General features: G+C 50.3%; 10 protein-coding genes. 6 read left to right on the forward strand and 4 right to left on the reverse strand.

Going from position 1 to position 12,269, the window contains the following annotated elements; genetic code table 11:
• Positions 1-34 precede the first annotated feature (34 nt).
• From galE to A0251_RS08620, 6 genes are all read left to right on the forward strand, one after another.
• Positions 35-1,057 (forward strand): UDP-glucose 4-epimerase GalE, encoded by a 1,023-nt coding sequence (galE, locus tag A0251_RS08595; protein ID WP_062816448.1) that lies wholly within the window; start codon positions 35-37, stop codon positions 1,055-1,057.
• Positions 1,058-1,135: 78 nt separating this feature from the next.
• Complete coding sequence (locus A0251_RS08600) at positions 1,136-2,560, forward strand: mannose-1-phosphate guanylyltransferase/mannose-6-phosphate isomerase (RefSeq protein WP_197461887.1); 1,425 nt, start codon at positions 1,136-1,138, stop codon at positions 2,558-2,560.
• 116 nt (positions 2,561-2,676) lie between these two features.
• Positions 2,677-3,711: a GDP-mannose 4,6-dehydratase gene (gene gmd, locus A0251_RS08605; RefSeq protein ID WP_062816449.1), complete on the forward strand. Its 1,035-nt coding sequence runs from the start codon at positions 2,677-2,679 to the stop codon at positions 3,709-3,711.
• Positions 3,711-4,598, forward strand: a complete 888-nt coding sequence (locus tag A0251_RS08610; RefSeq protein WP_062816450.1) for an NAD-dependent epimerase/dehydratase family protein — start codon at positions 3,711-3,713, stop codon at positions 4,596-4,598. Before gmd ends, A0251_RS08610 begins: the two co-directional genes overlap by 1 nt.
• A 332-nt stretch (positions 4,599-4,930) precedes the next feature.
• Positions 4,931-6,052 carry a glycosyltransferase family 1 protein gene (locus A0251_RS08615; RefSeq protein ID WP_197461889.1) on the forward strand — a complete coding sequence of 374 codons (1,122 nt, stop codon included), beginning with the start codon at positions 4,931-4,933 and terminating at the stop codon, positions 6,050-6,052.
• Between the two features lie 12 nt (positions 6,053-6,064).
• On the forward strand, positions 6,065-7,186 hold the full coding sequence (locus A0251_RS08620; protein WP_062816452.1) for a glycosyltransferase: 1,122 nt from the start codon (positions 6,065-6,067) through the stop codon (positions 7,184-7,186).
• Positions 7,187-7,472: 286 nt separating this feature from the next.
• On the opposite strand, the gene A0251_RS08625 is transcribed toward A0251_RS08620, so the two are convergent.
• The 4 genes from A0251_RS08625 to A0251_RS08650 all read right to left on the reverse strand — a co-directional run bounded on the left by A0251_RS08625 (position 7,473) and on the right by A0251_RS08650 (position 12,260).
• Positions 7,473-8,581 (reverse strand): IS3 family transposase gene (locus A0251_RS08625; protein ID WP_231874204.1). Its coding sequence is split into 2 segments (ribosomal slippage): positions 7,473-8,380 and positions 8,380-8,581, totalling 1,110 coding nucleotides; the frame shifts between segments, so codons are not numbered across the junction.
• A gap of 17 nt (positions 8,582-8,598) precedes the next feature.
• A protein-coding gene (locus A0251_RS08635) for an IS3 family transposase (RefSeq protein ID WP_152521826.1) occupies positions 8,599-9,752 on the reverse strand; the annotation gives its coding sequence in 2 pieces (ribosomal slippage) (positions 8,599-9,512 and positions 9,512-9,752; 1,155 coding nt in all).
• A gap of 333 nt (positions 9,753-10,085) precedes the next feature.
• Positions 10,086-11,552 (reverse strand): lipopolysaccharide biosynthesis protein, encoded by a 1,467-nt coding sequence (locus tag A0251_RS08645; protein ID WP_062816455.1) that lies wholly within the window; start codon positions 11,550-11,552, stop codon positions 10,086-10,088.
• Between the two features lie 6 nt (positions 11,553-11,558).
• The gene (locus tag A0251_RS08650; protein WP_062816456.1) at positions 11,559-12,260 is read right to left on the reverse strand and encodes a bifunctional 2-polyprenyl-6-hydroxyphenol methylase/3-demethylubiquinol 3-O-methyltransferase UbiG; all 702 of its coding nucleotides are present in this window, start codon (positions 12,258-12,260) and stop codon (positions 11,559-11,561) included.
• Positions 12,261-12,269: the final 9 nt, after the last annotated feature.

Genomic DNA, 12,269 nt, shown 5'->3' on the forward strand with positions numbered 1-12,269 from the left:
TGATTTCGGTAAGCGATAACTTCCTGGAGGCATTATGTCATCTGTATTGGTCACCGGCGGTGCAGGCTATATCGGTTCACACACAGTGCTTCTTTTACTGGAAGCCGGTTACTCTGTGGTGGTGCTGGATAACCTGAGTAATAGCAGCAGGGAAAGCCTTAACAGGGTGGAGCGGCTGACAGGCAAGTCTCTGGCATTTATTGAAGGCGATATCCGCGATAGTGGTTGTTTGAAGCAGCTGTTCAACGAGCATGATATTGCGTCGGTGATTCACTTTGCTGGCCTCAAGGCGGTGGGGGAGTCTGTGGCGCAGCCCCTGCGGTATTACGATTGCAATGTCACCGGTACCCTCCGATTGCTGGAAGCCATGGACAATGCGGGTGTGCAGACCATGGTGTTTAGCTCATCGGCAACGGTTTATGGTGATCCGGCCAGTGTGCCTATCCGTGAGGATTTCCCTCTGAGTGCCACCAATCCCTACGGTGCGACCAAGCTGCATATTGAAGATATGCTTCGTGATTTACAGCGCTCCGATGCACGCTGGCGTTTGGCTCTGCTGAGGTACTTCAATCCGGTTGGCGCCCATGAAAGCGGCCGGATAGGAGAGGCTCCCTCTGGAACACCTAATAATCTGATGCCTTATATTGCCCAGGTTGCTGTTGGTAAGCGCAAGAAGTTAAGCGTTTATGGGGCGGACTATCCGACGCCGGATGGCACCGGAGTGCGAGACTATATCCATGTAATGGATCTAGCCGAGGGGCACTTGGCTGCATTGAAGAAACTGGAGTCTTCTCCAGAAATGATAACGGTGAATCTTGGTACCGGTAAGGGGTACTCGGTTCTGGAAATGATTAAGGCTTTTGAAAAAGCGTCAGCGAGGTCGATTCCTTACGAGATTGTTGCTCGGCGAGCAGGTGATGTTGCCACCTGTTATTCGGATACAGATTATGCTCACGCTATATTGGGCTGGAAAGCAGTTAGGGGTCTTGAGGAAATGTGTACGGATCACTGGCGCTGGCAAGAAAAAAACCCTGATGGTTATGACTCTGTCAGATAGATCAGGCTGGCAGGTGTCGTTCTGACGCACCGCTCAATCACTCGTAAATGAAAGCAAGACAGATAAAAGGATTGAAGAATGGCAGCTTCTAACATTATGCCCGTGCTTTTGGCTGGGGGTAATGGTTCACGACTTTGGCCGTTATCCCGTACGTTGTTTCCCAAGCAGTTTATTCGCTTGACGGGTGACAGCACGATGCTGCAGCAGACCCTGGGTAGAACGGTTGGGCTGTCCAGTTTGCCTCCTGCAGTCGTTTGTAATGAAGAGCACCGTTTCATCGTGGCGGAACAGGCCCGGCAGTCTGATATCGACCTGGAGATGGTTATGTTGGAACCATTCGGTCGTAATACTGCGCCGGCTGTTGCCATGGTTGCCATGCAGCAAAGAGAAAAGGGCTGTGACCCGGTGTTGCTGGTGTTGCCTTCAGATCACCTGATTGGGGATAGCGAGCGATTTACTGAGTTGGTCAAGATCGGTGAAGGTGTGGCAGAGCAAGGAAAGCTGGTTACCTTTGGCGTAGTGCCTACAGGGCCGGAGACCGGTTTCGGGTATATCGAAGCAGGCCAGAACCTGAGCGAAAACGCGTCGGCATTCAATGTGGCACGCTTCGTCGAGAAGCCGGATACAGAGAGGGCCCAGCAGTTTGTCGACTCCGGTAATTTTTACTGGAATAGCGGGATGTTCATGTTTCGGGCTTCGACCTATCTGAACGAACTGGAAAAAGCCCGACCCGATATATATGAAGCATGTGAGCAGGCAGTCAGCAATCTGACCCAGGATAATGATTTTGTAAGGGTGCCTGCCGATATTTTCGAGCGCTGTCCGGATGAATCCATAGATTATGCAGTGATGGAAAAGACAACGCATGCAGCGGTGGTGCCGTTTGATGCTGGTTGGAACGATCTAGGCTCCTGGTCTGCTATGTGGGATGTTGAAGAAAAAGATGATAATGGCAATGTTGCTATCGGCGATGTTGTGGTGCGCGACTGTAATAATTCATATGTAAGAGCTGACAGCCGGCTTGTTGCGACAATAGGTATGGACGATGTGGTTGTCGTGGAAACCAAGGATGCGGTGTTGGTTGTGAATAAAAAACTTGTTCAGAACGTGAAACAAGTTGTTGCTGATATCAAGAATAAGCAACGCACTGAGCACCATGCGCATGTGAAAGTTTATCGTCCCTGGGGGGACTATGAATGCATTGATGAGGGGCACCGTTTCCAGGTTAAGCGCATTACGGTCAAGCCGGGAGAGAAGCTCTCGCTGCAGATGCATTATCACCGTGCGGAGCACTGGATCGTGGTGAAAGGAACAGCCATTGTAGAATGCAATGGCAAAGAGCAACTTCTGACTGAAAATCAGTCCACCTTCATCCCAATTGGTGCAACGCATCGCCTTACGAATCCTGGACGGTTGCCGCTGGAGCTTGTCGAAGTACAGTCAGGCGGATATGTCGGCGAAGATGATATTGTGCGTTTTGAAGATACCTATGGGCGCTCTTGATAGCTCGCTGTCGCTGTACAGGTTCTGAATAGAAGTGGCGTGGATCTTGATCCAGACTTGTTGATTAACTAATTAGACCAACTGGCTGCCGGATGAGGGCGGCATAGGAGTTTTGATTGAAAACTGCAATTATCACCGGGATTACAGGGCAAGATGGGGCCTATCTGGCTCAACTTCTGCTTGATAAAGGCTACGCTGTTTATGGTGCATATCGGCGCACCGCGTCTTTGAATTTCTGGCGCATTGAGGAGCTGGGGATCGCAGACCACCCTAATCTGAACCTGGTAGAGTATGACCTGACCGATCTTTCAGCCAGTATCCGGTTATTGCAGCGAACTGAAGCTACAGAAGTCTATAATCTTGCAGCACAGAGTTTTGTTGGTGTGTCGTTTGATCAGCCGTTGACTACAGCTGAAATTACCGGAATTGGTCCCGTTAATCTTCTGGAAGCGATTCGGATCGTGAATCCGGCGATTCGGTTCTATCAGGCCTCCACGTCTGAAATGTTCGGAAAGGTGCAGGCTGTTCCTCAAAAAGAAGATACTCCATTCTACCCGAGAAGCCCGTATGGGGTGGCTAAGCTTTATGCCCACTGGATGACAATCAATTACCGTGAGTCATACGGAATTTTTGGCACCAGCGGAATCCTCTTTAACCATGAGTCACCGCTGCGGGGGCAGGAATTCGTCACACGTAAGATTACCGACTCAATTGCGAAGATCAAGCTGGGCAAACAGGATGTGGTAGAGCTGGGCAATATGGATGCCAAAAGAGACTGGGGTTTTGCAAAGGACTACGTCGACGGTATGTGGCGAATGCTCCAGGCCGATGAACCAGACAGTTTTGTATTGGCAACGAATCGTACGGAAACGGTCCGTGATTTTGTCTCTCTGGCATGTAAGGCTGCTGATATCGCTATCGAATGGAAGGGTAGTGGTGAAGATGAGCATGCTATCGATCTCAATAACGGTAAAGTCATTGTTCGGGTTAACCCGAAATTTTACCGTCCTGCGGAAGTCGAGCTGCTCATCGGTGACCCTTCCAAGGCTAAAGAAAAGTTGGGTTGGGAGCCGAAGACATCTCTGGAAGAGCTCTGCCAGATGATGGTAGATGCTGATTTGCGTCGTAACGAAACAGGGTTTTCATTCTGATGAAGAAGTGCGCGCTTGTGACTGGCGCATCGGGTTTTACAGGCAGGTATATGGTCGAGGAGCTCTCCGCTGCTGGCTATGATGTGGTGGGCCTGGCTTCTGATGCGCTCGATGATTCTGCCAACTACATCTCGGCAGACCTGACCGACCATGCTCAATTGATCGAAGCGGTTACTTCATTACAGCCTGATGTGGTGGTGCATTTGGCAGCGCTTGCTTTTGTCGGGCATGGCGATGCCAGTGCTTTTTATAATGTAAACCTGATTGGTACACGAAACCTGCTTGAGGCGCTCTGTGCTTGCGACAAGAAGCCTGAGGCAGTGTTATTAGCAAGCAGTGCTAATGTCTATGGCAATCAGAGTTCTGGCTTTCTCTCAGAAACAGCGTTGCCCAATCCGGCAAATGATTATGCGGTCAGTAAGATTGCCATGGAATATATGGCCCGCTTATGGATGGATAAACTACCTATTGTGATTGCCCGGCCTTTTAATTACACCGGCGTCGGTCAGGATGAAAAATTCCTGCTCCCTAAAATAGTATCTCATTTCCGGCGCAAGGCGCCCGTGATCGAACTGGGCAATCTGGATGTCTCGAGGGATTTTAGTGACGTTCGTTCTGTGGTCAATGCTTACTTGAAGTTGGTTGAAAGTTGCCCGCAGGGTGAAACGTTTAATGTCGCATCGGGCTCTATTTATTCGCTTATGGATATTATCCAGCTATGCACTGAGTTGACAGGACATGCCATTGAAGTAACAGTAAATCCTGATTTTGTCAGGCCTAATGAAATCAAGAAGTTGGGTGGTGATGCTTCCAAGTTGACCGGAAGGATTGGCGATTGGAAGAAGGCTGAGTTACGGGAAACGTTGTCCTGGATGCTGTTTGAGTGATGCTAAGGAGCCTCTGAATAACTCCTTGCGTACCCTTCAGGCCGCGCCCCTGTGCTCTGGAGTATTTATGCTCTGCGAGTGCTCCCGGGTCTTCCAGGCTGGCCCGACTCGTTGTTGCGTGTTGAAGGTGAAGAGCCGATGGATGGACATATCTCGATCCCCCTTGAGGCGGGCACCTTCAAAATCGCGCCCTCTGTGCTCTGCGAGTATAGATTGCGAGCCAGCCTGAAAGACTGAGCATGCAAGGAGTTATTCAGAGGCTCTCTTGGGGCTTCAGTGTGGTTGAGACTGTGGGTTCCCGGAAAATTTTTAGTGCAGTATCGGAGTGTTTTTTGAAGAAGACTATTGTGATTGATGCTGTCTATGCGGAGCCCGGTGGCACAGGTTTGGCTCGATATGCGCGTGAAGTGACAGCCCGTCTGATTGCCGGTTTAAGTCCCCGGTTTCGTGTCGTTGTTGTGGGTACTCCTGCTTATGCTGGTTCTCGAGGTGATGTTTTTATCCAGGCGCCTGCATATGTGTCTCCCAATAATGGTGGAAAAGCTCATATCTACCGGTTGCTCTGGCGCTGGTTCATTCTTCCGCGAAGATTGTCTGGCCAAACTGTGAGTGGCTATTATGCGCCTATACCTGAAGCGGCTGGATTAAAAGCTAAGCAGGTTCTTACTGTTCACGATTTAATTCCTCTTCAGTTTCCCAAATTGCACATTAAATTGGCCTGGCTTTTCTGGATCCAGCTTTTTCTGGTTTCGAAAAAGGCATCAACCGTTATCGGTGGTTCGGAATGTGCGCGGCTTGATTGGGTGAATTGGGGGAATCATCGCTTTAAAGGGCGGTCGCGATTGGTTCATGATGGTATTGATGTGCCAGAAAATCTCGACTACAAAGAAGAAAAGCTAAAGGCGGATGAGCCCCCTTTCATCATGTACGTGGGAGATACGCGAGTTTATAAGCGCGTTGATGTTTTGATTCAGGCCCTCGCTAAGACTAATCAGCTTATTAACCTTAAGGTGGTCGGAAAGGTTAATGAGATACAGAAAAAAAACCTGGAAGCCATTGCATCTTCATGCGGCGTTCTGGATCGCGTGATTTTTTGCGGCTTCGTCGATGACAATGAGCTGCATTCTCTTTACCGAAGTGCTGCTGCTGTTGGCCTCGCAACTGAGGCTGAAGGGTTTGGTCTGGTTCCGCTTGAGGGGATGGTTTGGGGGGCGCCTGCGGTTGTTAGTGACATCCCGGTTTTAAGAGAAGTATTGGGCTGCTATGCGCATTTCGTTCCTGTTAATGATATTGCGGCATGGGGGGCGGCCTTCGATCGCGCCGTCGATGAGAAAAAACAAGAGATCTACGAGGATAGAGTGGAGCGTATTAACTTCGCTGCTTCTTATTCCTGGGAGAAAACAGCAGGGAGTATTCAAAGCATTTTGGTTGAAGAGTTTTGCCCCGATGAATGATGTGGCTGAAGCATGAAAATTCTTTTGGTGAACAAGTTTTATAGCCCTACAATCGGTGGTGTCGAGAGCGTGGTTCGACAGCATGCACAGTTTCTTGGCGATGAAGGGCATCAGATTACTGTTCTGTGCTGTAGCGACCGCCGTTCTATGCGAACCCGTTTTGAGGAGCGGGACGGTGTAAGGGTGATTCGTTGCGCCTCCTTCGGCACTTATTTCTCAATGCCTATATCTCCCGTATTCATTGTTTGGCTCTGGATCCTGTCGTTTAAAAGTAAACTGGTTTTTTTCCACCTTCCTTTTCCTATTGCTACGCTGTCTGCGCTTACCTTGCCGTTTAGGCGTCCATTTATTGTTTTCTGGCATAGCGATATTGTGCAGCAAAAGCGACTTAAGCCTATCGTTCAATTTTTTCAACATTGCCTTTGTCAAAGAGCAGAAAGCATTCTGACAACGTCGCCGCAGCTTGTTGAGTTTTCGGATGTTATTTCATCGTATAAAGAAAAGCTGAAGGTCGTTCCCTTGTCTGTGCCGGATTCTGCACCTCTGGCGCCTGAAAAAAAGCCATCGACCTTGCCCCCCATGCCTGAAAGCTACGGCTTGTTCCTTGGTCGGCTTTGTTATTATAAAGGCGTTGATGTGATTCTTGAGGCTTTGGACCTGTTGGAAAATAAAGCAGTTTCCTTGCCGGTTGTGCTGGTTGGTGATGGGCCGTTAAAAGGAACGATTGCTCAAGCGCTGAAGGAAAAAAGGCTCAATCATGTGGTTTATATTGATCGCCATGTGGATGAGGATGAGAAGAATTGGCTTCTGATGAATGCTTCATATCTGTTATTTCCGTCCACCGAACCTAGTGAAGCTTTTGGTATTATCCAGTTAGAGGCCATGTCTTACGGGGTTCCGGTCATCAATACTGATTTGCCGACGGGTGTGCCATGGGTGAGTGAGCACGAGAATACCGGGCTAACTGTGCCGATTCGAGATCCTGATAGCCTGGCTAAAGCGATGGAAAGGCTGGCAGGAGATGAAACAGAACGAAAAGTAATGGGGCAGCGTGCATTGCAGCGGGTCTCAGATATGTTCTCTGATCGCACGGTTAGCAGGCTACTGATCGATCAGGTCTCTCGCTTTCGTTAAAGCTGGTCTTCTCTTCAGGATTTGCATTTCCAGAAGTCTCTAGGGAGCCTCTGAATAACTCCTTGCGTACTCAGCGTGGCCTGAAGGGTGCAACTGTTGTGTTTTGTCGCGACGGACAGGGTGGTGACAAAGCGCAGCAGATGGGCCCTTCAGGTCGCGCCCTACGGGTCTCCCAGGCCGGCCCGCACTCGTTGTTGCGCTTTTTCGATGGATCGACATATCTCGATCCCCCTTGAGGGGACACCTTCAAAATCACGCCCTCTGTGCTCTGCGAGTATTGTAGTGGTCAACTAATACCGGACAGTGATTTAGGTTTTTCTTCGGCCACGGCAGGGGCGATTCCGCCGTTGTAACTGTGAGGCCTGTGGTGATTGTAGTAACCCATCAGATAGTCACCGATATCTTTCTTTGCTTCGGGCAAGTTGCGGTAGCCCATCGTAGGCACCCACTCTGATTTTAGGCTGCGGAACAGCCTTTCCATTGGCGCATTGTCCCAACAGTTGCCCCGTCGGCTCATACTTTGTTGCATCCGATAGCGCCATAACCGCTGCCGGAACACTCGGCTGGCATATTGACTGCCCTGATCCGAGTGGAACATGAGTTTCTCAGGTTGACCTCGTTGCTCCCAGGCATGTTCCAGCGCCTTCACCACCAGATCTGCATCCGGGCTGCTGGAGATCGCCCAGCCAACAACCCGTCGTGCGTAGAGATCCAGAACAACAGCCAGATAACTCCAGCACTGCCCCGTCCAGATATAGGTGATATCTCCGCACCACACCTGATTCGGGGTTGCCACCGTAAACTCTCGATCCAGATGGTTCGGTATATCTGGCCGCTCTACTGTCGCCTGCTTGTAAGCATGAGGCCCGGGCTGCTTACAGATCAGCCCGAGTTCACGCATAAGGCTGCGTACCTTGAAGCGACCAATTTCCTCCCCTTGCTCATTGAGGAGCACTTGTATCGTACGGCTTCCCGCCGAGCTGCGACTCTGATTGAACAAGCGGTTCACTTTGGCTTTCAAGGCCACACGCTCCGCATCAATACGACGGCACCGCTTACGGTGTTCGTAGTAACAGGAACGATGCACATTAAACGCTGAACAGACCAATTCCACAGGCTCTTGCTCACTTAATTGGTCAATCAGCGCGTACGATTCCAGTCGTCCGACATCAAGAGAGCAGTAGCCTTTTTTAGAATGTTCTTCTCCCGTTCCAGGCGCTCACATCGAGCCTCAAGCTCCTGTATCCGGCGCTGTTCCGGGGTAAGAGCCTTGCCTTTGGGGGTAACACCTTGGCGTTCAGCCTCAAGCTGCTTAACCCAGCGCCGCAGCGCGCTCTCGACTACACCAAGCGATGTGCTCGCTTGGGGAATGGTGTAGCCTTGGTCCAGCACCAAGCTGGCGGCTTCGGGTTCTACCCCGTTTCCACGGACGGTTTTAAGAAGGCGGTAAACTTGTGATCTTGAGCTGCGACCTTACGTCGCCTTCTTGGGTTGTGGAACCGCTCGATGTAATTAAATACGTCAGCCCTTGCCTCATTCAGGGTTCGATAATCACGGTGATTTGTCCGTTCCCGCTTCATCATGCCGAAGAACCCTTCACAGGCTGCATTATCGGCACAGTGGCCGACCGCACTCATGCTGCATACCAATCCTTGCTGTTTCAAATAACGCTGGTAATCACCACTCGTAAACTGGCTACCTCGATCCGAGTGGAGAATGATCTTCCCATCTCCCTCTCGTTGCCACACCGCCATCTCAACTGCCCGAAGCACCATGTACCGATCCTGGCGATGATGCATCGACCAGCCCGCAATGATGTTGCTGTACAGATCCATCACTACACACAGGAATAGCTTGCCTTCCTTGGTCTTGATCTCCGTGATGTCGGTCACCCACTTGGTGTCTGGCTCCAGTGCAGAGAAGTCTCGTTTCAGATGGTTCTTCACTCCATCCGGACGAACTGAAGGGGCCTTGCGACCCCGGCCTCTGCGGCGAGGCCAGCCCTGCAAGCCAGATTTCGCCATTAGACGCGCCACACGATTGAGGCTGGCTGTTTCTCCTTCCTCCACCAGGTCATCATGCATGCGAGGGGCGCCGATGGCGCCACCGCTGTCAGCATGTATCTCGTGGATTCGTTTGAGAAGCCGCTCATTATCCTGTGCCCGGCTCGAAGGCGCCCGGCCAGACCAAGAGTAGTAGCCGCTCGGAGAGACCTTCAAGCAGCGACACATTAGCAGAACAGGGAAGTCTTGGCGGCAACGCTCAATCGCCTGATATCTCAGGACGACTCCTTTGCGAAGAACGTTGCCGCTTCGCGCAAAAAATCCCTTTCCTTCTTCACTCGTGCCAGCTCCCGTTTCAGCCGGGCCATCTCCGCGTCACGAGGGGAGCCTGAACCCTGGAAGCTTGGGGTGGAGGCATCATCCGCCTCTCTGCGCCAACGAGAGAGAAGATTGGGATTGATGCCCAGTTCAAGGGCCACTTGGCGGCAGCTCACGTCGGGGTGGCGAGTCTGCTCTACCGCTTCACGCTTGAACTCGGGGCTGTACTTCTTTCGCTTGCTCATAAACACTCCTTGGGCACAGTGTGCCTCTTTTTAGAAGTGTCCGCAGTAACGGGGTAGAACCCCTTCCTGCTTGAATTCAGGTGTAAAGGATCGTCGTTTTCTGGTCATCTGACACCTCGCTTAAGGTGGTAACTTTACCACCTACGTTGGTGTCCGGATTCATTAGACCACTACATATAGATTGCGAGCCAGCCTGAAAGACTGAGCATGCAAGGAGTTATTCAGAGGCTCCCTAGGCAAGCCTGCCGCCTTGTATCTCTTTAACTTGTCATGTTATTTCTTAAATCTTTTTTTGGGGTAGAGTTGCGCCAATTGGAGGGTGCCAAGAGGCTTTTATGCTGTTGCGGTAGCTTTTCTGAGTTGATATACGGCACAACCTAATCCGATTGCAGCCGGGATAGCATAGAGTGCTACGATGATGCTTCCCTGCAGGATGCGGTTGTCATTCGCGGGGATGAGGTAAGAGCCTGCGGCAACTGGTAGCGATAATAGCCAAAAGGCGGATACGCGGAAATTAAAAAATGGAGTGCGCTGGAAGTGCCGGGTATTTACATAGAGCATGGATATCACGAGGTGACTGGTGTGCGCACCAGCAATAGAGAGAGCTGCACCAACAAGGCCATACTTTCCTAACGCTATGACCATGAATATAGGCGTGAAAATAACCAGTAAAACATGAATGAAGATTTCTGCATTTAGTTTGCCTAAACCAAGTTGTATTAACCACGAGGAGTTGCTGAGGCCCTGAGATAAGATGCCTATTGCCAGCAACTGCATCAGTGGTGTGCAGATGGCCGACAGCTCAGGGTCCCCTGTCCAGACCCACAGACTTTCAGTGCCCATGAATACTAGTACACTGACCGCCGGAATAAGAAGGGCTTGCATGATTATGTAAGTTCGTCGGTAGACGTCCCAGAGCCGTTGTTGGTTGTTTCCGTAAGCTAACCGGGAATATACGGGTAGCAAGATGCTGAATATTGGTGAAATCATTACGTTAACGGCATTCACTACCGAAAATGCTAGCGAGTAGTAACCAAACTCATCCAGAGGGACGCTTCCGGAGAGCGTGATTCTGTCAATCTGTGAGAAGAAAAAACCGAGTATGGTAATTACTGCAATTCCCATCGTGGTCTGGTGGCCAAGGGTGGCGGTTTCTTCAACACTTGCGTCTCCGGCTGGGAGGTTTCGAAAGCGGACCAGTACGATTGTCATGGTTGATAAAGCCAGAGCTGATAGCCCTATAACCTGAACGATGAAGTAGTTGGTTACTCCTGGGGCGAGCATGATGATTCCGGCACTAACCAGTTGCAGCAAGCCACTCTGGACAAAGCGTATGACACTGACGTCAGTATGTTTTTCTAAACCGATCAGGAGGTTGATTAGGTAATTGATGATAAGGTGGCTGCTGACTGCAATGCCCATCAATGTAATGGCGGTGCTTATGGTGGCCGTGGTCAATTCTTTTGCTTCAATATGTGCAACCAGCCAAGGCTGAGCCGGCCCGAATAGAATGAGTGCTAAAGTGATGACTACGGTGAAATAACGAATGCCGATATTGAGTGAAAGCTTTCGAATTACTGAAGCTGAAGCGTTTTTCTCCCGCAACTGTGAAATGCGGCGGGCAATCGAGGTTCCTATGCCCATCTCAGCCAGTTGCGCCGAGCTAGTTAGAAGCAGATAAAAACCAATAAGGCCAAAAGCTTCGATGCCCAGGTATTTTATCAATACGGGGATGGCAAGCAGAGTGATGATGCGGCCACCCACGCCTGACAGTAAATAATAGATCAGACTTCGTGCCATAGGGATTTAGTGGCCGTCATGTGTTTTTTTGGGTGCCAGTATTGCGACAATGTTAGAGCCTAGCGGAATGTTTCCGAACCCGTAAATTCGGCGTATCAGAAAATCAACAGTGCGGCGAGCAAAATGAAATACGATATCCAACATTCTCTTTCGTAGCCGTTTCCTGGTTACTTGAGCTTGATCGCGGCAGGATTTGAGTGTGTAGCCTGCATTCAAGGCAAGCTGCTGAAGTCGAAGGTCTGACAATACAGTGCAGTGCGTCAGGTCGCCATATTGATTAACGAGTCCCCATGGACTTCGACCGTTTGGCACACGAATAAATAGACACCCATTGGCTGAGAGATTGGCTTTGGCCTGCCCAAGTAGGCTGTTTATTTCTTCAACTTGAAGATGCTCAAGTACGTCGAATGCAACAATTAAGTCGAAGGGCTTGGTTTTTTCCTTGAATGCGCTTTCCAGATCTGAGAACGCGGAAATTCCTTGTTTGGTGGCTTCTTCCAGGCTGCGTTCATTAAGTTCTACGCCTACAACATGGGCCCCTCGGTCACGCATCCAGGCAAGTAATGACCCTTCGCCATATCCAATTTCCAGTATGCGCTTGCCTGTTAGGGAAAAGCCTTGGAATTCTTTTGTGAAATACCGATTTTGTTCTTCGGAGTATTGGAAGTAATTATGCCAGCCCTTGAATGTGTCGTATTGATCGTACACTTATTTCTC

Source organism: Alcanivorax sp. NBRC 102024 (assembly GCF_001602235.1).
Taxonomy (GTDB): Bacteria; Pseudomonadota; Gammaproteobacteria; order Pseudomonadales; family Alcanivoracaceae; genus Alcanivorax.